The organism is Novosphingobium sp. GV079 (assembly GCF_003058045.1).
In the GTDB taxonomy this organism is placed as follows: Bacteria; Pseudomonadota; Alphaproteobacteria; order Sphingomonadales; family Sphingomonadaceae; genus Novosphingobium; species Novosphingobium capsulatum.
The window spans coordinates 147233-171311 of record NZ_QBUE01000003.1 but is presented as its reverse complement, the minus strand read 5'-3'; the positions used below and the strand labels follow the sequence as shown (position 1 = coordinate 171311).

The 24079-nt window shown below is 66.4% G+C and carries 24 protein-coding genes and 1 riboswitch; of the genes, 14 read left to right on the top strand and 10 right to left on the bottom strand.

Annotation, left to right across the window (positions count from 1 at the left end; translation table 11 throughout):
- Positions 1-103 precede the first annotated feature (103 nt).
- The 9 genes from C8K14_RS04610 (at position 104) to C8K14_RS04570 (ending at position 7309) form a co-directional block, all read left to right on the top strand.
- Positions 104-568 (top strand): EF-hand domain-containing protein, encoded by a 465-nt coding sequence (locus C8K14_RS04610; RefSeq protein ID WP_054130574.1) that lies wholly within the window; start codon positions 104-106, stop codon positions 566-568.
- Positions 569-622: 54 nt separating this feature from the next.
- The gene (locus C8K14_RS04605) at positions 623-1180 is read left to right on the top strand and encodes an RNA polymerase sigma factor (RefSeq protein ID WP_107715856.1); all 558 of its coding nucleotides are present in this window, start codon (positions 623-625) and stop codon (positions 1178-1180) included.
- A complete protein-coding gene (locus C8K14_RS04600) occupies positions 1173-1565 on the top strand; it encodes a hypothetical protein (RefSeq protein ID WP_133726759.1) in 393 nt (130 codons plus the stop codon). Before C8K14_RS04605 ends, C8K14_RS04600 begins: the two co-directional genes overlap by 8 nt.
- On the top strand, positions 1562-1999 hold the full coding sequence (locus C8K14_RS04595) for a periplasmic heavy metal sensor (protein ID WP_054130572.1): 438 nt from the start codon (positions 1562-1564) through the stop codon (positions 1997-1999). Before C8K14_RS04600 ends, C8K14_RS04595 begins: the two co-directional genes overlap by 4 nt.
- Positions 2000-2097: 98 nt before the next feature.
- A complete protein-coding gene (locus tag C8K14_RS04590; RefSeq protein WP_107715855.1) occupies positions 2098-3591 on the top strand; it encodes a DUF1800 family protein in 1494 nt (497 codons plus the stop codon).
- 2 nt (positions 3592-3593) lie between these two features.
- Positions 3594-4739 carry a DUF1501 domain-containing protein gene (locus C8K14_RS04585; protein ID WP_022677933.1) on the top strand — a complete coding sequence of 382 codons (1146 nt, stop codon included), beginning with the start codon at positions 3594-3596 and terminating at the stop codon, positions 4737-4739.
- A gap of 97 nt (positions 4740-4836) precedes the next feature.
- Positions 4837-5085, top strand: a complete 249-nt coding sequence (locus C8K14_RS04580; protein ID WP_022677932.1) for a GCG_CRPN prefix-to-repeats domain-containing protein — start codon at positions 4837-4839, stop codon at positions 5083-5085.
- A 423-nt stretch (positions 5086-5508) separates the two neighbouring features.
- The gene (locus C8K14_RS04575; protein ID WP_107715854.1) at positions 5509-5841 is read left to right on the top strand and encodes a hypothetical protein; all 333 of its coding nucleotides are present in this window, start codon (positions 5509-5511) and stop codon (positions 5839-5841) included.
- A 39-nt stretch (positions 5842-5880) separates the two neighbouring features.
- Positions 5881-5969: riboswitch (Fluoride riboswitch) on the top strand.
- 38 nt (positions 5970-6007) lie between these two features.
- Entirely contained in the window at positions 6008-7309 is a 1302-nt protein-coding gene (locus C8K14_RS04570; RefSeq protein ID WP_233250902.1) for a chloride channel protein, read from the top strand.
- Here C8K14_RS04570 and C8K14_RS04565 read toward each other — a convergent pair.
- The 4 genes from C8K14_RS04565 to C8K14_RS04550 form a co-directional block, all read right to left on the bottom strand.
- Positions 7277-8227: a mechanosensitive ion channel family protein gene (locus C8K14_RS04565; RefSeq protein ID WP_054130568.1), complete on the bottom strand. Its 951-nt coding sequence runs from the start codon at positions 8225-8227 to the stop codon at positions 7277-7279. The genes C8K14_RS04570 and C8K14_RS04565 overlap by 33 nt on opposite strands.
- Positions 8224-9456 carry a cystathionine beta-lyase gene (gene metC / locus C8K14_RS04560; RefSeq protein ID WP_107715853.1) on the bottom strand — a complete coding sequence of 411 codons (1233 nt, stop codon included), beginning with the start codon at positions 9454-9456 and terminating at the stop codon, positions 8224-8226. The genes C8K14_RS04565 and metC overlap by 4 nt, the downstream gene beginning before the upstream one ends.
- 94 nt (positions 9457-9550) lie before the next feature.
- Complete coding sequence (gene sseA / locus C8K14_RS04555) at positions 9551-10408, bottom strand: 3-mercaptopyruvate sulfurtransferase (RefSeq protein WP_107715852.1); 858 nt, start codon at positions 10406-10408, stop codon at positions 9551-9553.
- A 137-nt stretch (positions 10409-10545) separates the two neighbouring features.
- Positions 10546-11892 carry a hypothetical protein gene (locus C8K14_RS04550; protein WP_133726935.1) on the bottom strand — a complete coding sequence of 449 codons (1347 nt, stop codon included), beginning with the start codon at positions 11890-11892 and terminating at the stop codon, positions 10546-10548.
- A gap of 130 nt (positions 11893-12022) precedes the next feature.
- Between C8K14_RS04550 and queF the strand changes: the two genes are divergently transcribed.
- The 3 genes from queF (at position 12023) to C8K14_RS04535 (ending at position 13320) form a co-directional block, all read left to right on the top strand.
- On the top strand, positions 12023-12502 hold the full coding sequence (queF, locus tag C8K14_RS04545; RefSeq protein WP_028658479.1) for a preQ(1) synthase: 480 nt from the start codon (positions 12023-12025) through the stop codon (positions 12500-12502).
- A 214-nt stretch (positions 12503-12716) separates the two neighbouring features.
- Entirely contained in the window at positions 12717-12899 is a 183-nt protein-coding gene (locus tag C8K14_RS04540) for a Flp family type IVb pilin (protein WP_022678626.1), read from the top strand.
- Positions 12900-13137: 238 nt separating this feature from the next.
- Entirely contained in the window at positions 13138-13320 is a 183-nt protein-coding gene (locus tag C8K14_RS04535) for a Flp family type IVb pilin (RefSeq protein WP_054130878.1), read from the top strand.
- Positions 13321-13465: 145 nt separating this feature from the next.
- Here the strand turns inward: C8K14_RS04535 and C8K14_RS04530 are convergent, their stop codons facing one another.
- Positions 13466-14515: an aldo/keto reductase gene (locus C8K14_RS04530; protein ID WP_028658478.1), complete on the bottom strand. Its 1050-nt coding sequence runs from the start codon at positions 14513-14515 to the stop codon at positions 13466-13468.
- A 240-nt stretch (positions 14516-14755) separates the two neighbouring features.
- On the opposite strand from C8K14_RS04530, the gene C8K14_RS04525 reads away from it, so the two are divergent.
- Positions 14756-15739, top strand: coding sequence for a GAF domain-containing protein (locus C8K14_RS04525; RefSeq protein WP_107715850.1), 984 nt, complete (start codon positions 14756-14758; stop codon positions 15737-15739).
- A 186-nt stretch (positions 15740-15925) separates the two neighbouring features.
- A complete protein-coding gene (locus C8K14_RS04520) occupies positions 15926-16369 on the top strand; it encodes a cytochrome c family protein (protein WP_107715849.1) in 444 nt (147 codons plus the stop codon).
- A 74-nt stretch (positions 16370-16443) separates the two neighbouring features.
- Here the strand turns inward: C8K14_RS04520 and C8K14_RS04515 are convergent, their stop codons facing one another.
- From C8K14_RS04515 to C8K14_RS04495, 5 genes are all read right to left on the bottom strand, one after another.
- Positions 16444-16767 (bottom strand): GIY-YIG nuclease family protein, encoded by a 324-nt coding sequence (locus C8K14_RS04515; RefSeq protein WP_107715848.1) that lies wholly within the window; start codon positions 16765-16767, stop codon positions 16444-16446.
- A gap of 148 nt (positions 16768-16915) precedes the next feature.
- A complete protein-coding gene (locus C8K14_RS04510; protein ID WP_107715847.1) occupies positions 16916-18997 on the bottom strand; it encodes a glycoside hydrolase family 97 protein in 2082 nt (693 codons plus the stop codon).
- A gap of 6 nt (positions 18998-19003) precedes the next feature.
- Positions 19004-20629 carry an alpha-amylase family glycosyl hydrolase gene (locus tag C8K14_RS04505; RefSeq protein ID WP_107715846.1) on the bottom strand — a complete coding sequence of 542 codons (1626 nt, stop codon included), beginning with the start codon at positions 20627-20629 and terminating at the stop codon, positions 19004-19006.
- Positions 20626-22497 carry an alpha-amylase family glycosyl hydrolase gene (locus C8K14_RS04500; protein WP_107715845.1) on the bottom strand — a complete coding sequence of 624 codons (1872 nt, stop codon included), beginning with the start codon at positions 22495-22497 and terminating at the stop codon, positions 20626-20628. The genes C8K14_RS04505 and C8K14_RS04500 overlap by 4 nt, the downstream gene beginning before the upstream one ends.
- Positions 22494-24014 carry a tryptophan halogenase family protein gene (locus tag C8K14_RS04495; protein ID WP_107715844.1) on the bottom strand — a complete coding sequence of 507 codons (1521 nt, stop codon included), beginning with the start codon at positions 24012-24014 and terminating at the stop codon, positions 22494-22496. Before C8K14_RS04495 ends, C8K14_RS04500 begins: the two co-directional genes overlap by 4 nt.
- Positions 24015-24079 lie beyond the last annotated feature (65 nt).

The window sequence follows — 24079 nt, the reverse complement described above, 5'->3', positions numbered from 1 at the left end:
CAGCTTTAGCGCGACCATTCTTGCTTCCTCTTCGGCATTTGCAGCGGGGTGCGACGGAATTCGCGTCATGCCCCGTTAAAGGGCCAGGCTCGATGGAGGTCTTATGAAAACACTTGGCTTGGCATCCCTGTTCCTGGCGCTCACCCCGGCGATGCCGGCCTTGGCGCAGGACACCACCCAATCCCCGCCACCTGCTGGCCAGGGCGTGACCCGCGATGCCTTTGTCGCGCGGCAGATGGGGCGGATCATGGCCGCCGATACCGACGGCGATGGCCGCGTGAGCAAGGCGGAACTGACCGCGATGATGGCCGGCCGGGGCGACCCCGACCGGCAGTTCACGCGCATGGACAGCAATGGCGATGGCTATCTCGACAAGGCGGAAATCACCGCTGCCCTGACCGAGCGCTTCAACCGCATGGACCGCAATGGCGATGGCGTGTTGACGCCAGACGAGCGCATGCGGCCCGGTGAAGGCATGCGGGGTGGCGGCATGCGCGGTGGTGCCGGTGGCCAGGAAGGCATGGGCGACCACGGCATGCAGGGTGACGGGCAGCAAAACCCGTCCTGAGGCTGATGCCGCCGTGCCCACCATCTTCGGGACACCGGCCTGCGAGGCCCTGGCTTGAGCGAGGCAGATCCCGACGCCGCATTGCTGGCGCGCATGGCCCAGGGCGAGGATGGCGCGGTGCGCCAGTTCGTCGGGGCCAAGCTGCCGCGCCTGCTGGCCTTGGCCAGCCGCCTGCTGCACGATCGGCACGAGGCCGAGGACGTGGCGCAGGAAGTGTTCGTGCGGGCCTGGCGACAGGCAGGGCGGTGGCGGCCGGGGCAGGCGCGGTTCGATACCTGGCTGCATCTCGTCACGCTCAACCTGTGTCGCGATCGGATGCGGCGGCGGCGCGGCGTGGTGGTGGCAGAGCCGCCCGAGCAGGCCGATACCGCGCCGCTGGCCGATGCGGCGCTGGCCGCGCAAGCCCAATCGCGCGCGGTGGCCGATGCGGTGGCGGCCTTGCCCGAGCGTCAGCGCGAAGCCATCGTGCTGGTCCATTACCAGGAACTGGGCAATATCGAGGCGGCCGCCGTGCTGGGGGTGAGCGTGGAGGCATTGGAAAGCCTGCTGTCGCGCGGCCGCCGCGCGTTGCGGCAGCGCTTTGCGCAAGAGGAAGGGGCCGATCATGACTGAACCGATGAGCCCGGAGCGCTTTGCCGCGCTGGCGCAGGCCTATGGCGGGATCGACCGCTGGCCCGCAGAGCTGCGTACCGCGGGCTGGCACCTGGCTGCAGCCGATCCCGCTTGTGCGCAAGCGCTGGCCCAGGCCGAGGCGCTGGACTTTAAACTGGCTGCCTGGACGGTGGCGCCACCCACGCCGGCCTTGCGCCAGCGCATGGTGGCACGGCGGCGGCGCGGCTGGATCGTGCGGGCGCGGCTGTGGTGGTCGGCGATCGGCGTGGGCACGGTGCTGGCCGGGGCCGTGGCCGGGCTCGGCGCTGCGGTGGTGATCGGGCCAGAGCGCGTGGCGCCACGGCTGGACGCCAGCGTGTTTGAAAGCGCGGGGGAAGAAGGATGAAGGCATCCCCGCGCTTGCGTGTGCTGCTGGCCGGCTCGATCCTGCTCAACGCCTTTCTGCTGGCGGGCGCGGGTGCGGCTTGGTGGAGCATGCACAACCAGCATCCGGCGATCGGCATGGGCGCCTTGCGCGTGCCGGGGGCGGAACTCGCGCCCGAACAGCGCCGTGGCCTGCGCCAGGTGGTGCGCCAGGCGCGCGCAGAGGTGCGCCCGCAGGTGGATGGCAACCGCGCGCTGCGCCGCCAGATCGCCGCGCTGCTGCGCGCGCCGGTGGTGGATCAGCCGGCGCTGCTGGCCCAGCTTGAACGCCTGCGCGCGGGCGATGCCATGGTGCGCGCCCACGTGGAAATGCAGGTGGTGCCCTATGTGGCCGGCCTGCCGCAGGCCGATCGCAACCGTATCGCCGATCGGCTGGAGCCCAAGAGCGGGAAATAAGCTGCGTTACATCGCCAGCGACGGAATCGGCCGGTCGCTGCGTTCAAGCCCGCGACGAAGGAACGGAAAAAAGGGTTTCCGTTTCAAAGGGCTTTGCCATGGTCTCGGAACAACCCCTGTCTCCTGCCGCAATTGCGCTCAACCGCTTTGGCTTGGGCGCTACGCCCGATGCCGCAAGCGCGGCGGCGCTCGCCGATCCGCACGGCTGGTTGATCGCGCAGTTCGATCACTTCGATGTCACGCCGCCGGCCTGGGCCGCGCTGGCCGACGCCCGCGCGCTGCTTTCTGCCTATCAGGAACAGCAGCGGGCCTTGCGCCAGGCCCGTGCCGCAGCGCCGGCCCCAGCACCAGTTCCTGTAGCCACAACCCCGCTGCCGGCTGGCCCGGTCATCGCTGCCACGGTGCCGATGGCGGGAAAGCCGGCGCGCACGCCAGAGCAGAAGCAGGCCCGCCGCGATCTGGGCGAAGATATCCATGCGCTCTATCGCCAGGGCGTGCAGGCGCGGGCGCAAAGCGCGCTGGAAACGCAGGCGCCGTTCGTGGAGCGGCTGGTGCATTTCTGGTCCAACCATTTCTGCGTGTCGGTCGACAACCTGCCGGTCACCGCGCTGGCCGCCTCGTTTGAACGGGACGCCATCCGCCCCCATGTGCTGGGCCGCTTTGAAGACATGCTGCTGGCGGTAGAGCGCCACCCGGCGATGCTGCTCTATCTCAACCAGAACCAGTCGATCGGGCCCAACAGCCCGGCGGCGCTGCGGGCGCGCGCCAAGGGTGGCGCCGATCGTCAGCGCGGCCTCAATGAGAACCTGGCACGCGAGATCATGGAACTGCATACCCTGGGCGTGCGCAGCGGTTATAGCCAGGCTGACGTCACCGAATTTGCCCGCGCGCTGACGGGGTGGACCGTGGGCGGGATCAACGATGATGCGCCGGGCGATTTCGCGTTCCATCCCCAACAGCACGAACCCGGCACCCGCACGATCGTGGGCAAGACCTATGCCCAGAGCGGGGTGGACCAGGCGCGCGCCGTCTTGGTCGATCTGGCCCATGCGCCGGCCACGGCCAGCCATGTCGCCACCAAGCTGGCCCGCCACTTTGCCGGCGACGTGCCGCCCCAGGCGCTGGTCGATCGGCTGGCCGATGCCTTTGCCCGCAGCCGCGGCGATTTGCCCACGCTCTATCGCGCGCTGGTGGCCAGCCCCGAACCGTGGGAGCCGCGCCCACTCAAGGCCAAGACACCGTGGGAGTGGACGATATCGTCGTTGCGCGCGCTGGGGGTGGGAGACATCGGCACGCTGCAGGTGGCCACGATCACCCAGCAACTGGGCCAGCCGGTGTGGAAGCCGGGCTCTCCCGCCGGGTGGGACGATACGGCCGCCAGCTGGATCGCGCCTGATGCGCTGATGCGGCGGGTGGAATTTGCCCAGCGCTTGGCTGGCCCCCGCGCCGCGCAGATCGATGCCCGCCAGCGTGCGCCGCAAGTGCTGCCCGGCGGGCTGTCTGCGGCAACGGCCGAACAGATCGCCCATGCCGAAAGCCCGGCCAGCGCGCTGGCGCTGATGCTCGTCTCGCCCGATTTCCTGCGGAGGTAACCATGCTCCATCGCCGAAACTTTCTTCACCTTGCCGGCGGTGCTGCCGGCAGCCTGCTCGTGGCACCGGGCATGGTCCTGGCTGCAGCCGAGACCGAACGCCGCTTTGTCTTCGTGATCCAGCGTGGTGCGGCCGATGGCCTCAACATCGTCGTGCCCTATGCCGATCCCGGCTATGCCCGGCTGCGTGGCGCGCTGGCGATCGATCCGGCGGCGGCGACGCGGCTGGACGGCACCTTTGCCCTGCATCCCGCGCTCAAGGAAACGGCGGCGATGTATGCCCGTGGCCAGGCGCTGTTTGTGCATGCGGTGGCCTCACCCTATCGCGACCGCTCGCATTTCGATGGGCAGAACGTGCTGGAGACCGGAGGCAGCCAGCCCTACCAGGCACGCGATGGCTGGCTCAATCGCCTGGTGGCCATGCTGCCCCGCGCGAGCGATGCGGCGATCGCGATCGCGTCCACCGTGCCGCCAGCGCTGCGCGGGCCGGTGCAGGTTACATCCTATGCGCCGTCGGGGCTGCCCGGCCCGACCGACGATCTGATGACGCGGGTGGGCGCGCTCTATGCGCCAGACCGGCAATTGCAGGCAGCCTGGAGCGCGGCGCTCGATACCCGCAAGCTCGCCCAGGGCAGCGGCGCGCGGCAAGACCCCGCCTCGCTGGGCAAGCTGACCGCCACGTTCCTGACCAAGCCGCACGGCCCGCGCATCGCCATGCTGGAAACCGAAGGATGGGATACGCACAGCGGGCAGGACGGCCGGCTGGCCACGCAGTTGCGCGGGCTGGATACATTGCTGGCGGCGCTGCGCGACGGGATGGGCCCGGCCTGGGCGCAAACCACCGTGCTGGTCGCCACCGAGTTTGGCCGCACTGCCGCGGCCAATGGCACGGGCGGCACCGATCATGGCACGGCCTCGGTCGCCTGGGTGCTGGGCGGCGGCGTCAAAGGCGGGCGCGTGGTGGCCGATTGGCCGGGGCTGGGCAATGGCCAGCTCTATGAAGGGCGCGATCTGGCACCCACCAGCCAGCTTGACGCGCTGCTGGCCGGCGTTGCCGCCGAAAGCCTCGCGCTCGATCCGGCGCAAGTGGCGCGGCGCCTGTTTCCGCTGGCCGGCGCGCCCCGGCCGATGACTGGCTTGTTGGTCTAAATTTGCGACGAACCGACAGACGGAAACACCGGCCGCCATCGTTCAAGTAATGTCAGGCAAGGATGAACAGCCTGCAGCAACGATAAGTGAGGTCGATATGAAAAAGATCCTGCTGAGCGTGGCGATCGCCACGGCTGCACTCGCCACTGCGGCGCCGGCGATGGCGCGCGATGGTTGTGGTGGCGGATGGTATCGCGCCTATGATGGCCGCTGCTATCCCATGGGGCGCACGGTCGTGGTCGAACGCCCAGTCTTTGGCGGCTATTACGGCCATGGCTATTGGGGTGGTCGTCCCTATTGGGGATACCACCATTACTGGCATCGTGGCTGGGGTCACCGCTGGTGATGATCGCGGCAGGGGCCTTGATGGCCCCTGCCGACTTATACCAACCTGCACGGTTTCCAACCCATGAGGATTGCGCTCCCCCGTTCGCTGGCAAGGAGCGGCCGCAGCGGCGATGTGGGCGCATCGTTGCAAGGTCGCGACAAAGTCCAGCGGACGGGGGAGCGCAACCCTGCGGGCGCCTTCTGGCGACCTTCGGACTGCGTTGCATCCTTGGCATGATGCCCCACATCACGCCGGCGGATGCGCCTTGCCAAAGGCCGCCAGAAGGCGTCCTCATGGGTTGGAAACCGTTCAGGTTGGTATTACTCTTGCCCCGGCTGCGGCGTCTATCGGGTGAGGGCAGCGGTTGATCGAACGGCCGGTGTATCGATCGGATGATCCGGGCAGGGTGCTTCTTTACGCTGACCCAAGGAAGCCACGCCGATGCTCGTTCCCCGCCATGCCCTGCCGCTGGCTTTGCTGATGGCCATGGGCGGCGCGCTGGCCGGATGCCACCATGATGGCACGCCCGATGCAGCGGCGAACGGCACCACCATTGGCGGCGATTATCGCCTGGAAGGCAAGCGCACGTTTCGCGGCATGATCGGCGGCAATGCTACTGTCGCGGCTGGCGCCGATGTCACCATCGCCGGCATGATCGGTGGAGACCTGATCGTGGAGCAGGGAGCCCGCGTGACGGTCAAGGGCCTGGTCGGTGGCCGCATCATCAACAACGGCGGCCAGGTTGACGTGCGCGGCGCCATGGGCGGGGCGTAATTCCGCAATCTTGACGGAACCCGCCGCGCACGGCATAGGCGCGGCCAAGGCGATGGATTTCCGCCGGGCATTTTGCCGAACCGCCTGCCGCGCCAAACGGCGCCAGGGCTGATGATTCCTACCTGAAACCAAGCTGCCCGACCGGGCACATGCAACAGGAGGAATCGTGCGCGCTTTTTTCACCCGTTCGTTCGTCACGCCGGCCCGCATCCGCTTCGTGCTGGCGCTCCTGGCCATGGCGCTTGCCGTGGGCACGGCTTGCGCCGGCTTTCTCTGGTCACTCGATGCGGTCACGCGGCTGCGCTTTGCCGCGCCCTGGCTGCTTTATGGCCTGCCGCTGTGTGGCCTTGCCGTGGCCTGGCTCTATCGCCGCTTTGGCGCGCGGGCAGAGGGCGGCAACAACCTGATCCTCGATGAAATTCACGAGCCCGGCGGCGGGGTGCCGCTGGCCATGGCGCCGCTCGTGCTGATCGGCACAGTGGCCACGCATCTGTTCGGCGGATCGGCCGGGCGCGAAGGCACCGCAGTACAACTGGGTGGCAGCCTGGCCCATGGCCTGGTCGATCGCCTGGGCCTGACCGGCAAGGCCCGGCGCCTGCTGCTGATGGGCGGGGTGGCGGCCGGCTTTGGCGCGGTGTTCGGCACGCCGCTGGCCGGTGCGGTGTTCGCGATCGAGGTGCTGGCGCTGGGCGGGCTCGACCTGGCAGCACTGGTGCCGTGCCTGGTAGCGGCGCTGGTGGGTGATTTCGGCTGCCGGCTGTGGGGCGCGCACCACACGCTCTATCCCCATGTCAGCCTGCCACAGACCGATCCCGCGGGTTTTGCCGCGCTCTTGGCCAAGGCCGCGTTGCTCGGCCTTGCCAGCGGCGTGGTCGCGCGCCTGTTTGCCGAGGCGAACCACGGCGTGGCCGATCTCTACAAGCGTTTCGTTGCCAATCCGCTGGCGCGGCCGGTGATCGGCGGCGTGCTGGTTATCGCCCTGACCTTTGCCTTTGGCACGCAGGACTATCTCGGGCTGGGTGTGCTGTCGGCCCATCCCGGCGCGCCCACGCTGCCGGGCTTTTTCGTGGCTGGCCCTGATCGGTGGAGCTGGCTGATCAAGCTGGTGTTCACCGTCGCCACGCTCAGCGCTGGGTTCAAGGGTGGGGAAGTGACCCCGCTTTTCTTCATCGGCGCCGGTCTGGGCAGTGCGCTGTCGCTCGTGCTCGGCCTGCCGGTGCCACTCGCTGCCGCAGTGGGCATGGTGGCGCTGTTCGGCGCGGCGGCCAACACGCCGGTGGCCTGCGCGGTGATGGGGCTGGAGCTGTTCGGGATCGATGCTGCCCCGGTGCTGATCGTGGCGTGTGTGGCGGGCTATCTCGCCTCGGGCCATGGCGGCATCTATCTGTCGCAGCGGATCGCTCGGCCCAAGTGGCCGCGCCGCAGCGGCGGGGCATCACTGCGGGCGGTGCGGCACGTCTGGCTCTGACGCCGGGCCGGCGCCCAGCACCGCGCGCAGGCCGGCGGTATCGCGCAGGCGCACTTCCTGCTGCGGATAGGGCACTTCCACGCCGTGTTCCTGAAACAGCTGCCACAACGCGCGCAGCACCTGGCTGCGCACGTTGCCGGTGCCATCCTGCGGATCTTCGATCGTCACGTAGATCGCCATGTCGATGCCGCTGGCACCCAGCGCGGTCATCGCCACCGATGGCCCGGGATCGCTCAGCACGCGCGGCGCGGCGCGGGCGGCCTGCAGCATCAGCTTTTCCGCCATGTCGATATCGGTGCCATAGGCCACGCTGACCGGGATGGTCAGCACGATCTGGGTGTTGGAATAGGACCAGTTTTCGACCTGGGTGGTCATGAGGATTTCGTTGGGAATCAGGTATTCGCGGTTGTCACGCGTGGCCACCGACACCGCGCGGATGCCGATCTTGCGCACCTGGCCCACGGTGCTGCCCTTGCCATCGTTGATCGCGATGACGTCTCCGGGCTTGATCGACCGATCCATCAGCAGGATCAGGCCGGCGATCAGGTTGCCGAAGGTCTTTTGCAGGCCAAAGCCGATGGCCAGGCCAAAGGCACCGGAAAATACCGTCAGCGCGGTGAAATTGATCCCGAGAAGGTCGATGCCCATGAAGAACGCCAGCGCCCAGACCATGAGCGAGACGATCTTTTCGCCCAGCACCTGCTGCACCGGATCGAGACTGGTGGCGCGGGCAAAGAAATAGCGGGCCAGCCGGCTGCCCAGCCGGGCCAGCATGAACATGGCAAAGACCACCAGCACCATCTTGCCGGCGTTGAACACCGAGATGTGATAGTGCCCGACGTCAAACCCGAGATCGTCGAGCGACTGGAGGAAATCGCCGACCTGGCGATGCGTCTTGTGGCTGACCCAGCTGCTCATCGTGCCGCTGCCCAAGCAGCCAGCGCCTGTTCCAGATCGGCAATCAGGTCATCGGCGTCTTCCAGCCCGATGGCCAGGCGCACGGCAAAGCGATCGGCCGCGTCCATGTCGGGCCGGGGCCAGGGGCTGGCGGTGCGGATCGCGGCGGGATCGACGGGCGTGGCCAGGCTTTCAAAACCGCCAAAGCTGTAGCCGATGCCGAACAGAGCCAGCGCATCGATCAAGGCATCGCGTGCCTTGGCCGTGCCGCCCTTGAGCACGAAGCTGAACAGCCCGCAGCCGCCGGTGAAATCGCGGCACCAGTGATCGTGGCCGGGCGATCCCGGCAGCATCGGGCACAGCACGCGCGCCACTTCGGGCCGGGTGTCGAGCCATTGCGCCACGCGCAGCGCGGCAGCGGTCGCGGTATCGAGGCGCAGCGCCATGGTGCGCAGGCCGCGCAGCATGATCGCGGCATCGTCTGGCGAAACCACCAGGCCCAGGTTCTGGCTGCGCAGGCGCAGCTTGCCATACCAGTGCGCGCCGGCCGTGGCGCTGCCCATCACCACGTCGGAATGGCCGCTGACGTGTTTGGTCAGCGACATGATGCTGATATCCGCGCCATGGGCCAAGGGCGCAAAGCCGAGCGGCGAAGCCCAGGTATTGTCCACCAGCACGGCCAGACCGTGTGCCTTGGCCGCGCCGATCAGCGCGGGCATGTCTGGCACTTCCATGGTCAGGCTGCCCGGCGCTTCCAGCAACACGGCCTTGGCGCCAGGACACAGCGCGGCAAAGGCGGCGGTGTCCATGGGATCGAACCAGATCGTCTTCACGCCGAAATCGGCCAGCAGGCCGCGCGCCATGGCGCGGCTGGGCTCATAGGCATTGTCGGTGAGCAGCAGCGTGTCGCCCGGCCGCAGCACGGTGAGCAGCGCGCCGCATATCGCGCTGACGCCCGAGGGATAAAGCACGGTGCCGCCGCCCTCTGCGCCCGGTTCCAGCCCGGTCAATGCTTCGGCCAGGGCCCATTGCGTGGGCGCACCGCGCCGGCCGTAATAGAAATGCCCGTCGGCGTTGCCGGGGTGGCCGCGGAGGGCAGCCATATCGGGATAGAGGTGCGTGCTGGCGCGCCACACCGGCGGGTTGACGACCGCGCCGGGCTGGCCGGGCGTGCCGGTCCATTCCGGCCGGCGCCCGGCGGCAACGATGCGGGTGGCGGTCTTGAGCGGCTTGTCGGAAGGGGCAGTCATGCCCGCGTGCAAAGCACAGATGCGCCGTTTCCGAAAGCCCGCAAACAGATGCGCCGCGCCCGGCAGATCAATCCAACGCGATCAATCTACGCGGTCAATCTACCAGGCAGGTGGCCGGGCCGGTTTCCTTGGGCGTGGCGGGATCGGCGCCCCACTCACTCCAACTGCCATCATAAAGCGCCACGTCGGTCTTGCCGAGCAGGTGCAGGGCAAAGATCACGACATTGGCCGTCATCCCCGAACCGCAGCTGGCGATCACCGGGCGATCGAGATCAACACCCGCATCGGCAAATGCGGCGCGCAGGCCATCGGCCTTTTTCCAGGTGCCGTCAGCAGCGAACAGGCTGGCATAGGGCACGTTGCGCGCGCCGGGAATGTGGCCGCTCGCGAGCGCCGGGTTGGTTTCCTTGACGTCGCCGGTAAAGCGGCCGGCGCCGCGCGCATCGACCAGTTGTTCGGCATGGCTGGAAAGGTTGTCGAGCACTTGCGCCTTGGAACGCAGCGCGCTCAAGTCGCTCCACGCGGTGAAATGGCGGTGGCGCAGGGTTTCGCGCCCTTGGGCGCAGGGGCGCCCTTCGGCCTTCCACTTGGCGATCCCGCCATCGAGCAGCGCCACGTTCTGTGCGCCGAACAGCGTCAGCAGGAACCAGGCACGGGTGGACGATTTGATCGGGCTGTCATCGTAGAGCACGATGCGGCTGCCATCGCCCAGGCCCAGGCTTTGCATGCGGCTGGCGAACTTTTCCGCCGGGGGCAGCGTGTTGGGCAGGCCAGTGGCGTTGTCCACCAAGTTGCCCAGATCCATGAAGACAGTGCCGGGAATGTGGCACGCCTCATACTCCAGCGCGGCATCGCGCTTGTGTTCGGGCAAAAAGCAACTGGCATCGACGATGCGCAGATCGCTCGCACCCATCTCGTTGGCGAGCCATTGGGTGGAGACCAGCGGTTCCATGAATTTCTCCTGCCTGCGTGCGACCCGTCTGGCGCGGGTTGATTTTGGACGCTGAACTTAATCCTGCGGGGCGATGGCGTCGATTGCAAAAATAGCCAATCGACGCCCCGTTTCGTTTCACTTTTCGCCGCAGCCTGTCACAGCGCAGGCAGGGGCATGGGCCGCTGATCGAGCGTTTCGAATACGCGTGGCCCCTGATCGAGGCGGAAGGGTTGCAGCCGCGCGGCCGGATCGCCCGGCGTCGCCGGCTGGCCGACCAGGAACGCGGCATGGGCATGGGCCGCGCCGCCATCGTTTTCCTGGGTGGCCCAGACGCCGGCGCGCACGATCGGCACGAACAACTGCGCGGCGCCGGCGCGAATCGTCAGGATGGTGGACAGCGGCAGGCGCATTTCGGCCGGCACCGTCACGCTCTGACCCGGCTCGAGCCGGGCAATCGTGCGCAGCGGCGGCAGTTCCGGCCCGGCCAGACCCAACTGCTCGTCCATCGGGCGCGAGGCATGGGCCGAAGTCATGTCTCCCGACAGGGCGAGGTCGGTCAGCGCGTGGGGCGCATGGTTGGTCAGCACCAGCCGGCATGACAGCGTGGCATTGACCAGCGTGGCGCTGAGGCGGTCAGCGTGAAGCGCCACATCCAGCCCGCGCGGCAGGCCAGTAGCGGCAAGATCGCTGGGCGGCATTTCCACCGGCGCCGCCGGCGCGGGACGCGGCGCTGGGCGATAAGGCGCGGGCGGCGGCGCAACCGGCACTGGTGCCTCGATTACCGGTTCGGGCGCCGTGGTGTCGGCCGCGCGGCGCCGGCGCCGGGCAAACAGCACGATCACCACGGCCAGCGCGGCGATCCCGGCGGCCCAGGGCCACCAGGCGTTTTCGCTGCTGCTTGCGCCGGTGTCCGGTGCGGGCGTGTCGCTGGCAAGCGGCGCCGGTTCGCTGGTGGTGCTGGCATCGGGCAGCGGGGTTGCTGGCGGCAGATCGGGCGTCGGGCTGGCTGCGGGAGACGGCGTGGCACTGGGCGTTGCGGTGTCCTGCGGCAGGGGGACGAGGCGGGGGGCTGGTGCTGGCGCTGCCGCTGCCGCGGGGGTTTCTGCGCGTGTGGCAGGCCGGCGCGTGGGCGTGGCCGCGGCGCGGCTGGGCTTGGCCTGTGGCAAGGTGATGACTGTGGGCGCGGTGGTTGGCGCTGTGGGCAGCAGGTTCGATCCCGCCGGGGCCGCCGGCTTGATCACCGGGGCAGAGCTGGGAGAATTGAGCGTGGGCAGCGTGGGCGCGGGCACGGCCGGGGTAATCGGCTGGGTGGTGGCCGGTTGGCCCGTAGCCGCCGCCGTTTGGGCCTGGGCCTGTGCCGGGACCAAAGCAGCCGGTGCCGCGATGAGCAGGGCCGATGCCGATAGGGCCGACGCCAGCAGGGCGGCGCGCGGTGATCCGGTTGCCGATGAACGTGAGAGGAAAATGCCGCGCATGGCCTGGCCTGAACTGCCTCGTTTCATGATGTGTCGCACTGGCCGGATACGGCCGGATGGCGTTGAATAGTGCCTGAACGGGAGGGCGCAAGCCGCCGGGTTGCGTCATCGCCGGGTTTCGGTGCATGGCGCGCGCAACAGAAAGGATTTTCCCGCCATGTCAGATCCCCATCGTCCGGCTTCCGGCCATCCGGCCCCGCTGCACCTGGGCCAGACCAGCGCCCTGCCGGCATCGCCCGAGGAAGCGGTGCTGGACTATGTGCCCAATCCGCGTAGCGGCACGCTCTATCTCGTGCGCTTTGCCGCGCCGGAATTCACCTCGCTGTGCCCGGTCACCGGCCAGCCCGATTTTGCCCACCTGGTGATCGACTATGCGCCGGGCGAAACCATCGTCGAATCCAAGTCGCTCAAGCTCTTCCTCGGCGCGTTCCGCAACCATAACGGCTTTCATGAAGACGTGACCGTGGGCATTGGCCAGCGCCTGTTCGACGAGATGAAGCCGCAGTGGCTGCGCATCGGCGGTTACTGGTATCCGCGCGGCGGCATTCCGATCGATGTGTTCTGGCAATCCGGCCCGCCACCCGCAGCCCTGTGGCTGCCCGACCAGGGCGTGCCGGGCTATCGCGGGCGCGGCTGAAGACACAGGCGCCTTGCCACGGATGGACGCAAAAGGGGCGATTCGGCCCCTTTTGTTTTGCATGACTGTCACGCGCGGGACCCGTTAACCATCAAAATGTCAGGTTGAAGTGGTTTTATCCGCACGGATACAGCAGGTTGCGACAATCATTTACCATTGCTTAGGATGCTTTTGCCAAAAACGCGGCAGGGGGCCGGAAACAGGAGACTTGGATATGACCTTTTTCCGCCAGCTGATTACCGACACCGAAGGCGCCACCGCCATCGAATATGGCCTGATTGCCGCCCTCATCTCCGTTGCCGCGATCACCGCCATGGGGACGCTCGGCAACTCGCTGTCCAACACGTTCAATTTCGTGTCGAACGACATGAACAACGCCTCTGACGGTCACCTCTAAGGCGCCAGCGGAACGGCCGTGATCGGCCGGGCCAGGCCTGTGCACGGTTTGGGGTAACCGTGCACAGGCTGTGCTGGCTTCGCGGCTGAGAACCCCTTTTCAAAAAATTAAGGCTATTACTGACCGAAAGTTAGTGTTTCGGCCGGTTCAGCTACGCAAAAATGCGTAGGCCATTTACCATTGGTTAGGGGGAGTTTGCCAAAAGAGCAGCGGGGTTACTCAAACAGGAGACTTGGACATGACCTTCTTCCGCAAGCTCATCAAGGACACCGAAGGCGCCACCGCCATCGAATACGGCCTGATCGCTGCTCTCATCGCTGTTGCCGCCATCACCGCCATGGGCGCGCTGGGCAACTCGCTTGGCAACACTTTCAACCTCGTGTCGAACGACATGAACAACGCTTCGGACGGCAAGCTCTAAGGCTTGATCCTGGCGCGATCGCCCGGGCCACGCCGATGCGGCGGCCGGGGCGGTCCCCAGGTCTGCGACGGTCGCCAGCGATCGGGGCGCAGACCATCCACGGTAGAGGGAAAGGGGGGCGGAAACGGCCCCCTTTCTTTTTGTGTCACGGGCAGGGATCGGGCAGCACGGCGTGCACCGCCTCGATCGCGGCCAGTGCTTCGGGCGGCAGCGTCACATCGGCACTGGCCACGGCCAGCGCCAGCTGTTCCGGCGTGGTGGCGCCAATGATGTTCGCTGCCACGAACGGGCGGCTGTTGACATAGGCCAGCGCCAGGGTGGCGGGATCGAGGCCAAAGGCATGGGCGATGGCGACATAGCGCGCGATCGCAGCGTTGGCATTGAGCGTGTCGTAGCGGGTGAACTGGTTGGCCACGTCGCGCCGCGATCCAGGGGGAATCACCCCGCCCAGATACTTGCCGGTGAGATTGCCCGCTGCCAGCGGCGAATAGGCCAGCAGCGGCACGTTTTCGCGCAGCGCCACTTCGGCCAGGCTGCCTTCGAACAGGCGATTGACCAGGTTGTAGGCATTCTGGATCGAGGCCACGCGCGGCAGGCCCTTGTCCCGCGAGAGACGAAGATACTCACCCACACCCCATGCCGTTTCATTCGACACCCCGATGTGGCGCACTTTGCCGGCCTTGACCAGTTCCCCCAGCGTATCGAGCGTTTCCTCCAGCGGGGTCAGATCCTCTCGGTCCTGCACCTGCGCCAGCCCGCGCGCGCCGAACATCGGCACATGGCGTTCGGGCCAGTGCACCTGGTAGAGATCGATATGGTCGGTGCGCAGGCGTGCCAGGCTGCCGTCGATCGCCGAGAGGATATTGCGGCGATCGAGCTTGTTGTCGCCGCCACGGAACTTGCGCACCATGTCGCGCGCCGGGCCAGCCACCTTGGTGGCAAGGATCACCTTCTCGCGCTTGCCGGGCTGGGCCAGCCAGGTGCCGATATATTCCTCGGTGCGGCCGATCGTGTCGTTGTGGAACGGCGTGACCGGATAGGCTTCGGCCGTGTCGATGAAATTGACACCATGATCGATCGCGTAATCGAGCTGCGCGTGCGCCTCTGCTTCCGTGTTCTGCGACCCATACGTCATCGTGCCCAGGCAGATCAGGCTGACATCAAGGCCGGTCGTGCCAAGTTTGCGGGTTTGCAAGGGATTGCTCCATTCGTTGCGGCTTGCGCCTTCTTGCCGATGAATTGCGCAAATGCACATGAGGATTTTTCATCGGCCGAATGGCCAATGGGCAAGGACCAAAATGCCTTGCAAATGGAAGCAATGGAGCCAGATAAAACCGCCGCACGAGGAGCCATGCCGCACAAACGCCGGCGCCGGCCCGCGTCTGCAGCAGGCGCACCACGATGCGGCGCCACAGCCGATGGAGAGGCACAGGCCATGGCCGCTTTGCAACCCAGTCTCGAACCTGATCCCGATCACGCCGCACGGGTGTTGAATGCGGTGCAATCCTCGCGCGCGGCGGTTTCGGCGGTGGCGGCATCGTGGTGCCGATCGGCACTGCACCATGGGCTTGATCCTGCCGCGCCGCGCAGCGTGGCAGAGCGGCTGGGCGGGGCCGAACTCAAGGCCCTGCGCGCCGGCAATGGCGAATTGCTGGCCGTGGCGGCGCCTGTGCTCGATCGGCTGTTTGGCAGCGTGGGCCTGGCAGGCGCCTGCGTGCTGATTGCCGATACTGGCGGTGTCGTGCTGGATTGGCGGGCGGGTGATGCTGACGCCAGCCGGTTCGAGGAACTGGGCCTGGCGCCCGGGGCATCTTGGGCCGAGGCCGCCCAGGGCACCAATGGCATCGGCACCTGCCTGGTGGAGGGTCGCGCCGTGACGATCCACCGCGACGAACACTTTGCCAGCCGCAACGTGGGCGTAAGCTGCATGGATGCGCCGATTTTCGATGCCGAGGGGCGGCTTATCGCCGCGCTCGACATCTCATCGGCGCGCGGCGACCATGATCGCGCGATGGCCGCGCTGATCGCCGCGCTGGTGCAGGACGCCGCCCGCCATATCGAGCGCGACCTGTTCTGTCGCCGCTATGCCGATGCCCGCATCGTGCTGGCCGGCACCGATCCGACCGCCCGCGGGCATGCCCTGCTGGCGGTGGACCGCGACGATCTGGTTATCGGTGCCACACGGGCAGCGCGGCAGCATTTCCGCCTGGGTTCGGGCACGGCGATCTGCCCGCGTCCTCTGGGTGAGTTCCTCGGCGATGGCCAGCCCGCCAGCTTTGACGACGGCGATCGCGCGGTGCTGCGCCAGGCGCTGGCACGGGCCGGCGGCAACGTGAGCAGCGCCGCGCGCCTGCTCGGCATCGGCCGCGCCACGTTCTATCGCCGAATGGAGCGAGTCGGCCTGTCGCTGCGCCACTGACGAATCATGTCTCGCGTCGCTGTCGAATGCAGTTCCACCGCGTTGCGCTGGCCATTTTGTGTGCGGTGGACGCTGCCTTGTGCATTTTTTTGGGGCGTCGCCGCGCGCAATGCAATTTGTGCAACTGCCCGACGCGGGACAAATTGCCATATCGTGCCGTGCGCCTGGGCTGACTAGACGATCGCCATGATCCGCACCCGCCTTGTTGCCGTCGCGCTTGCTGCGCTTGCCGTTTCTGCCTGTGGCGGGGACAAGACACACGATGCACGCCTGGCCAAGGCGGGCGCCAACCCATCGCTGGCGGCGCTGATGAAGGTGGCCGATCCGCAGATCGGGGATCGCAAGGCCGCTGCGTGCAAGGCCTGCCATACGTTTGATGCCGGCGCGCCGGATATGGCCGGGCCCAACCTGCATGGCGTCTATGGCCAGCAAATGGGCCGAAACCGCCCCAGCTTCGGCTATTCCGCCGCGTTGCGCGATGCCGGCGGCAAGTGGGACGATGCCACGCTCGATGCCTGGCTGAAGAACCCGCAGGCGGTGGTGCCGCACACCGCGATGATGTTCGGTGGCATTTCCGACCCGCTCAACCGGGCAGACGTGATTGCCTATCTGCGGTCTCAGGGGCGCTAACGCACTCTTTGCACGACAGCACGGCTGTATGCACCCAGCATTTCTCGTCGCCCCGTGCTCGACACGGGGCTTGGCTACTTTGCGATCTCGCCTTGGCGCGCTGCCGAGGGATACCATTGATCCCAGAGATCTAGCCAATCGGGATTGTTTGCCTCGATCAACGCGAATTTCCATTCCCGACGCCATTTTTTAACCAGTTTCTCACGGGCAATGGCGGGTTCGATTTCCTCGTGGCGCTCGGCGTAGACCAGCTTTGTCTTGTCAAAGTCTCTTACGTGGATCGAGCCACGACCATCGCGATGCTGCAAAACGCGTCGGATCAAATCCGACGTGACGCCAACATAAATTCCGCCTCGATAGCGGTTCGCCATGATATAGACCCAGCCGCCCTTTTCCATTTTGCCAGCATGCCAAACGCAAGGCGGCAAGGAAAGCCAAGCCCCGTGTCAAGCACGGGGGGACGGGAGCCCGTCTTCAAACCCTGCGCCCAGCATCCCCCACACCCAACCCTCTCCCCCGAAAGGGAGAGGGCTTTTTGTGCGGCGTTTACTTGCCGGGATGCAGGCGGATGGCGGCGCCGCCGCCCGGCGCCAGCCACAGGTCGAGGGTGTCGCCCTTTTTCACGGTCTTGGTGTCATAGGCGATCTTGTGGCGCGCGTCGGTTTCATAGGTCGCGCCTTCGCCGTCCTTGTAGATCGTGGCGGTGTAGGTCTTGCCCGGATCGAGCATGTCGAAATGCAGCGTCACGGTGCGCGCGGTGGCATCGTTGACGCCGCCGGCGTACCAGTCGTCGCTCTTGCGGTCCTTGCGCGCAAAGATCGCGTATTCGCCCACTTCGCCTGCGATCAGGTGGCTTTCCGACCAATCGGCCGGCACCTGGCGGATGAAGGCCAGTTCCTTGGGATGGGCGGCCAGCGTTTCGATGAAATCGGCCGCCATCTGGATCGGCGAATAGATCGCCAGGTACAGGCCAAGCTGCTTGGCCAGGGTGGACGCCAGCGGCGCATGCTTGGCGCCTTCCAGGCTCAGTACGCCCGGCGTGAAGTCCATCGGGCCTGAGAGCATGCGGGTATAGACCAGCGTCGGCTCATGGCTCGGCCCGTTGGCGAACTGGCCCCAGGCGTTGTATTCCATGCCGCGCGCGCCTTCGCGGTCGATCCAGTTGGGATAGGTGCGGCGCAGGCCGGTATCCTTCACGGGTTCGTGGGCATCGATGGCGATGTGATACTTGGCGGCCGTTTCCACCACCTTCAGATGGTGTTCCACCTGCCGCTGGCCATCATGATAGGCCATGGCATAGGTATCGGGCGTGGCACCGGGCGCGCGGATGCCGCCAGCGTCGGCGACATAGCCGGTCTTGACCGAATGGACGCCGAGTGCGGCATACATCTTCATCGCATCGTCAAGCTGGGCTTCGTAATTGGCGATGTTGCCGCCGGTTTCGTGGTGGCCGATCAGTTCCACGCCCTTCTTGCGGGCATAGTCGGTAACGGCCTTGATATCGAAATCGGGCGTCGCCTGGGTATAGCTGAAATCCTTGCCATTGCCGAACCAGTTGCCGTTCCAGCCCTTGTCCCAGCCTTCGACCAGCACGCCGCCAAAGCCGTTCTTGGCGGCGAAATCGATGTATTGCTTGGTGCGGGCCGTGGTGGCGCCGTGGTTGGGCCCTTCCGCCCAGGTCCAGTCGCCGCGGATCATGCCCCACCAGATGCCGATGTACTTCATCGGCTTGACCCAGCTGACATCGCCCAGCTTGTTGGGCTCGTTGAGGTTCAGCTCCAGATCGTTTTCAACCAGGCCGGCGGCGTTATCGGCAATGCGGATCGTGCGCCAGGGGGTGTTGAACGGCAGGTCACGTGTGACTTTGGGCCCGCCCGGATTGGGCGACAGGGTGGAGCGGAAGCTGGTGCCGTCGATCCGCTTGAACCACATCGCCGAATAATCGACCAGCGCGGCTTCGTGGAACGCCAGGTGCGTGCCATCGGCCAGCTTCATGGTGATCGGGGTGTGCGCAGTCGAAACGCCATCGATCGGGGTCTTTTGATAGACCTGTTCATAGCGATTCCACTCGCCACCGGGAATCCACCAGGCCGTGCCGTTCTGCGCCAGGTTGAACTCGGTCAGCTCGTCGGCGATCTTCATCGTCGTCATCGCGGCTTGCGTCGGCAGTTCATAGCGCAGGCCAAAGCCGTCGTTGAACAGGCGGAAGCGCACGTTCATTTCTCGGCCGCCCCATTCGGGCACCTGCTTGAACTTGACCAGCAGCTCGGTGTGGTTGTCGGTGACGTAACGGCGCTCGCCCCAGGGCTGTTCCCAGGTGCTGGGCGCGGGCTTGCTGGCTTCGCTGCCGATGATGTGGTTGCCGCGCACCATGGTGGGGCCGTCGGTGAGGATGAAGCCGAGCGACGACGCGCCGATCAGGAGCTTGCCCTTGCGCGACAGGCTGTAGGTGGGGCGGCCATCGCCATCGATCGCCACAGTCAGCACCAGGCTGCCATCGGGCGAGGCGGCGGTGATCGGGCCATCGTTGACGGCGCCGGGGACAGTGGCGATTTGGGCCAGCGCCGGAAGCGGGGCGCACGCGAGGGTCAGCGCCAGCGGCGCTGCAAGACGGGTGAGAACGGACATTGGGGGTCAGATCCTCTCTTCGATAATCAGGGCGGCAAAGCCGGGCAGATAGCCCAGGCTCGCATCGTTTTCGGCGACCAGCACGGTGCCCTCCTGGGCCAAATCCTGCGGCCAGGCGACGGGCTGGTTGCCCATGTTGATCACCACCAGCAGCGAATGCCCGGCAAACTGGCGCCGCGCCACGAGCAGGCTGGCATCGGCGTGCAGCACGGCAAAGCTGCCGTGGCGCAGGGCGGGGCTTTGCCGGCGCAGGTGCAGCAGGCGGGTAGTGAGCGCCAGCAGCGATGCCGGATCAGCTTCTTGCCGATCGACTGCGCGCGCGAGGTTCTCCTCGCCCAAAGGCAGCCAGGGGGCAGGGCCGGCGGTAAAGCCGCCCATCGCGCTTTGCGCCTGCCAGGGCAGCGGCGTGCGGGCGCCATCGCGCGACAGCGTCAGCGGCCAGTTGGCGATCGCTTCGGGATCTTGCAACTGCTCGAACGGGATATCCACTTGCGTGAGGCCCAGTTCTTCACCCTGATAGACGATGATGTTGCCGCGCAGGGCGGCAAACAGCACGGCCTTCATCCGGGCATAGGCATCGCGTGCCTCGGGCGTGGCCCAGCGCGACAGGGCGCGCGGCGCATCGTGGTTTTCAAAGGCCCAGCTCGGCCAGCCGATGCCGGGTTCATCCGGCCACTTGGCCAGCACATCGCGCACCATCACCGGCGTGATCTGCGGGGCATAGAGGAAATCAAAGCCATAGGCGCTGTTGAGGCGCGCCGATCCGGCAGTGTATTCCTTCATCTCGGTTTCGGCGAGATCACCGCCCACCTCGGCCACGGTGAACACCGCGCCATAGCTGTTGCACAGGCTGCGCAACCGCTCGATGAACGTGATGATGCCAGGGTGCGACTGGTTGTAGATCTTGAGCTGGTAATCGAACGGGCGGGTGCGGCGGCGGCCATCGTCGGGCGCGGGCGGATTGTCGCGCAGCGTGGGGTCGTGCATCAGGAAGTTGAGCGCATCGATGCGGAAGCCATCGACCCCGCGATCGAGCCAGAACTTCATCACCCCCAGCAGCGCTTCCTGCACGGCAGGGTTGTGCGCGTTGATCTGCGGCTGCTCGGCCAGGAAATTGTGCAGGTAATACTGGCAACGCCGTGCGTCCCAGCGCCAGGCCGGGCCGCCGAACACCGACTGCCAGTTCGACGGCGGCGAGCCATCGGGCTTGGGATCGGCCCAGACATACCAATCGGCGTGCGGATTGTCGCGGCTCTGGCGGCTTTCCACAAACCACGGGTGCAGGTCAGACGTGTGGGCATAGACCTGGTCGATCGTGACCTTGAGGCCCAGTTCGTGCGCGCGTGCCACCAGGGCATCGAAATCGTCGAGCGTGCCGAACACCGGATCGACATCGCAATAGTCCGACACGTCATAGCCGAAATCGCGCATCGGTGACTTGAAGAACGGCGAGATCCAGATGGCATCGGCGCCCAGCCGCGCGACGTGCTCGAGCCGGGCGGTGATGCCGGCCAGATCGCCCACCCCATCGCCATTGGAATCGGCAAAGCTGCGCGGATAGATCTGGTAGATCGCCGCGCCGTGCCACCAGGGCAGGTCTTGGGCGGAAGACGGGGGCGTATGCTGGGTCATTGGCCTTGCTTGGAAGAAGAAGAGGAAAGGACGCGGCAGACAGCGCTGCCGTATGCGGGCAAGTCAAGCACGATCGAGCCGGGCGCGGCCACCGTGGCCGGGCATTGGCCAAGCAGGCTTTCCAGCCGCCGGGCACTGGTGCCGATCGTGCTGGCCGCCTTGATCGGCTGGCCAGAGGTGTTGAATGCGATGAGATATTCCGCGCCCGTTACAGGATCGAACCGCGAGACGCTGAACAGGCCGGGCTTTTCACCATAGCTGCGCGTCAACTGTGCCCCCCGCGCCAGGGCCGGGTGTGCGGCGCGCAGCGCGTTGAGCCGGGCGATCAGCGTGTAGAGCGGATGCGCGGGGTTGAAATTGTCCTGCGCCGTGGTGCGCGTGGTGCCCAGCAGCGGCTGATCGTTGTAGCTGGCCACCTTGCTGGCGAACATGTCCTGGCGGGCGGCCTGGTCGTTGCCGTGGCCGATCATGCCCTGTTCGTCGCCATAGTAGACCACCGGGCTGCCGCGCAGCGTCAGCAGCATGGTGTGGGCCAGCGCGGTGCGGGCCAGCAGTTCGTCCTGGCCGATGCCGGGGCGATCATGCTCGACCAGCCAGGCAAAGCGGCCGATATCGTGGTTGTCGATGAAGGTCGGCTGGGCAAGCGCCGCCTTGTCACCGCCTTCATAGAGCACGTCGCCGTCGAACAGGTCGGCCAGGACATCGGTGCCCTTGTCCTGCGCCAGCACCGCGCGCACCGCCGCGTGGAAGGCAAAGTCGAGCACGTGAGGATAGCCGTCGCGCCGGGTGAAGCGGGCGATATAGCCGTTGTCAGGGTTTTCCCGCGCCACTTCGCCAAAGATGGTGAAGTTGGGAATGCCTTCGCCCCGTGCGACCGCTTCCATTGCCGGAATAAACACTTGCCAGAAGCCGGGATCGACATGGCGCGCGGTATCGATGCGGAAACCATCGACATGGAACTTGCGAATCCAGTCACCGTAGATGGCGATCATCCCGGCGCGCACGCGCGGGTTTTCGGTGAACACATCGTCCAGCCCGCTGAAATCGCCGAAGCGGCTGTTTTCGCCGCTGAACGTGCTGTCACCGCGATTGTGGTAATAGCGCGGATCGTTGAGCCAATCGGGCACCTTCACATGTTCTTCCCCCTTGGGAATGAACGGGGTGTAGGCATAGGATGGATCGGTCAACGCCTTGAAATTGGCGGGGCTGGAATCGCTGTCACCGGCAAAGCCGGGATTGATCGCCGGGCCAGCCAAACCGCCCTTGCGGCTGTAGGGATAGTTGGCCTTGTCGCGATAGGGGGCGGCCGCGCCAGCCGGCACTTCGCGATACTGGATCACGTCGGCGGTGTGGTTGACGACGATATCCATATAGACCTTGAGGCCGCGCGCGTGCGCCGCATTCACCAGCGCGGCAAATTCGGCATTGGTGCCGAAGTGCGGATCAACCTGGGTGAAATCGGTGATCCAATAGCCGTGATAGCCTGCGCTTTCCTGCCCCGGCGCGCCCTGGACGGCCTTGTTCTTGAAGATCGGGCCAACCCACAGCGCGGTAAAGCCCATGCCCTTGATATAGTCGAGCTTGGCGATCAGGCCCTTGATGTCGCCACCATGGTAGAAGCCCTTGTCCGCCGGATCGAAGCCCGACTGCAGGCGCCCGCCGGCAATGCCGCCGGCGTCGTTGGCGGTGTCGCCATTGGCAAAGCGATCGGGCAGCACGAAATAGATCGATTCCCCTGCTGCGGGCCGTGCCGCCACGGCCGACGCCGTCGGAACAGCGGCTGGAACGGGCGTTGGGGCGGCCATGGCTGGGGCGAGTGCGGTGGTGACCAGAGCCGCGGCAAGGGCACTGGCAAGGCGGGCTTTCATGCGACAAGTCCTTTGGGGGAAGGCGCCGCGCAATGGCGGGCGATATAGTCGGCGTGGGTGGGATAGGCCGCCACTTCGCGGGAAAACAGCGCGTGCAGCGTATCGAGCCAGCCGGCCAGGTCCGCTTCGGAAACCGCCTCTGCCAGGGCGTGGCTGGTGGCCGGGATGATGCCCTGGCCAACCAGGACCTGGAGCCAGCCCACTTCGCTGAACAGGTCAGACTGATCGCGGAACAGGTGGCCCGCGCTTTGGAACAGGGCGATCTTTTCTGCCAGGCTGGCGGGTAGGGGCAGGTTGCGACAGGCCTGCCAGAACGGCTCTTTGCGTTCGTTGGCCCAGTAATGCAGCACGATGAAATCGCGGATGCGCGCCATCTCATCGGCAAACTGGCGGTTGAACGTGTCGCGCACCGCTGTGGCAGGGCGGCAGGTCGGGCCGAACGTCATGATCCGGGCGATCATCGACTGGATCAGATGGATCGAGGTGGATTCCAGCGGCTCGAGAAAGCCGCTCGCCAGCCCCATGGCAATGACATTGTGCGACCAGGCTTGCTGGCGGCAGCCGGTGGTGAAGCGGATCACGCGCGGATCAGCGAGCGGTGCGCCATCGAGATTGGCAAGCAGGCCAGCCGTCGCTTCATCGTCTGACAGGAACGCATCGCAATAGACGCGGCCATTGCCGGTGCGGTGCTGCAACGGAATGCGCCATTGCCAGCCAACTGCATGGGCAGTGGAACGGGTATAGGGGGTGAGCGGCGCAGCGCTGGCGCAGGGCACGGCAACCGCGCGGTTGGCCGGCAACAGGTGCGACCAATCATCGAACCCCACGCCCAGCGTGTCGCCGATGAGCAAGGCGCGCAGGCCCGAGCAATCGATGAACAGATCGCCAGCGATCATGCGGCCATCGGCCAGGCGCACGGCCGTGACATCGCCGCTGGCGCCGTCGCGATCGACCGCCACGATCAGGCCTTCCTCGCGGATCACGCCCTTGGCCTGGGCATAGCGGCGCAGATAGGCGGCATAGAGGCCGGCATCGAAATGGAAGGCGTGCGGCATCTGCGGCACGTTGCGGTTGGTGACCGGCGCGCCATCGTGCATCTTGCCGGCGCGGGCGGCCAGATCGTTGACGCTGTAATCGCCCAGCGGACGGGCAAGGCCAAGCCGGTGCGCGCGCGACCAGAAATGGCGGAAGGCGCCCAGGCCAATATCGCGGCCGACATCGCCAAAGGCGTGAAGATAGCTATGCCCGGGGCGCAGCCAGCCGGCAAATTCGATGCCCAGTTTGAACGTGGCGCCGGTGGCACGGATGAAATCGGTCTCGTCGATGCCCAGCGCCTGGTTGAACATGCGGATCTGGGGAATGGTGGCCTCGCCCACGCCGATCGTACCGATCGCGTCGCTTTCCACCAGAGTAATGCGGGTGTTCTCGCCCAGGAAATGGCCCAATGCGGCCGCGCACATCCAGCCTGCCGTGCCACCGCCAACAATGGTGATCGACCGTGCTACTTGGCTGTCCATGGCCCTGTGCCCCCCGCAGGAAAGGATCGGGCGCGCAAACAACGCCCTGCAATCCAATGCAATCG

Bases quoted from the DNA above. Each gene is read 5' to 3' on its own strand.
- C8K14_RS04610 (WP_054130574.1), top strand. From the start codon at position 104: ATGAAAACACTTGGCTTGGCATCCCTGTTCCTGGCGCTCACCCCGGCG.
- C8K14_RS04600 (WP_133726759.1), top strand. From the start codon at position 1,173: ATGACTGAACCGATGAGCCCGGAGCGCTTTGCCGCGCTGGCGCAGGCC.
- C8K14_RS04595 (WP_054130572.1), top strand. From the start codon at position 1,562: ATGAAGGCATCCCCGCGCTTGCGTGTGCTGCTGGCCGGCTCGATCCTG.
- C8K14_RS04590 (WP_107715855.1), top strand. From the start codon at position 2,098: ATGGTCTCGGAACAACCCCTGTCTCCTGCCGCAATTGCGCTCAACCGC.
- C8K14_RS04585 (WP_022677933.1), top strand. From the start codon at position 3,594: ATGCTCCATCGCCGAAACTTTCTTCACCTTGCCGGCGGTGCTGCCGGC.
- C8K14_RS04580 (WP_022677932.1), top strand. From the start codon at position 4,837: ATGAAAAAGATCCTGCTGAGCGTGGCGATCGCCACGGCTGCACTCGCC.
- C8K14_RS04575 (WP_107715854.1), top strand. From the start codon at position 5,509: ATGCTCGTTCCCCGCCATGCCCTGCCGCTGGCTTTGCTGATGGCCATG.
- C8K14_RS04565 (WP_054130568.1), bottom strand. From the start codon at position 8,227: ATGAGCAGCTGGGTCAGCCACAAGACGCATCGCCAGGTCGGCGATTTC.
- metC (WP_107715853.1), bottom strand. From the start codon at position 9,456: ATGACTGCCCCTTCCGACAAGCCGCTCAAGACCGCCACCCGCATCGTT.
- sseA (WP_107715852.1), bottom strand. From the start codon at position 10,408: ATGGAACCGCTGGTCTCCACCCAATGGCTCGCCAACGAGATGGGTGCG.
- C8K14_RS04550 (WP_133726935.1), bottom strand. From the start codon at position 11,892: ATGAAACGAGGCAGTTCAGGCCAGGCCATGCGCGGCATTTTCCTCTCA.
- queF (WP_028658479.1), top strand. From the start codon at position 12,023: ATGTCAGATCCCCATCGTCCGGCTTCCGGCCATCCGGCCCCGCTGCAC.
- C8K14_RS04540 (WP_022678626.1), top strand. From the start codon at position 12,717: ATGACCTTTTTCCGCCAGCTGATTACCGACACCGAAGGCGCCACCGCC.
- C8K14_RS04535 (WP_054130878.1), top strand. From the start codon at position 13,138: ATGACCTTCTTCCGCAAGCTCATCAAGGACACCGAAGGCGCCACCGCC.
- C8K14_RS04525 (WP_107715850.1), top strand. From the start codon at position 14,756: ATGGCCGCTTTGCAACCCAGTCTCGAACCTGATCCCGATCACGCCGCA.
- C8K14_RS04520 (WP_107715849.1), top strand. From the start codon at position 15,926: ATGATCCGCACCCGCCTTGTTGCCGTCGCGCTTGCTGCGCTTGCCGTT.
- C8K14_RS04515 (WP_107715848.1), bottom strand. From the start codon at position 16,767: ATGGAAAAGGGCGGCTGGGTCTATATCATGGCGAACCGCTATCGAGGC.
- C8K14_RS04510 (WP_107715847.1), bottom strand. From the start codon at position 18,997: ATGTCCGTTCTCACCCGTCTTGCAGCGCCGCTGGCGCTGACCCTCGCG.
- C8K14_RS04505 (WP_107715846.1), bottom strand. From the start codon at position 20,629: ATGACCCAGCATACGCCCCCGTCTTCCGCCCAAGACCTGCCCTGGTGG.
- C8K14_RS04500 (WP_107715845.1), bottom strand. From the start codon at position 22,497: ATGAAAGCCCGCCTTGCCAGTGCCCTTGCCGCGGCTCTGGTCACCACC.
- C8K14_RS04495 (WP_107715844.1), bottom strand. From the start codon at position 24,014: ATGGACAGCCAAGTAGCACGGTCGATCACCATTGTTGGCGGTGGCACG.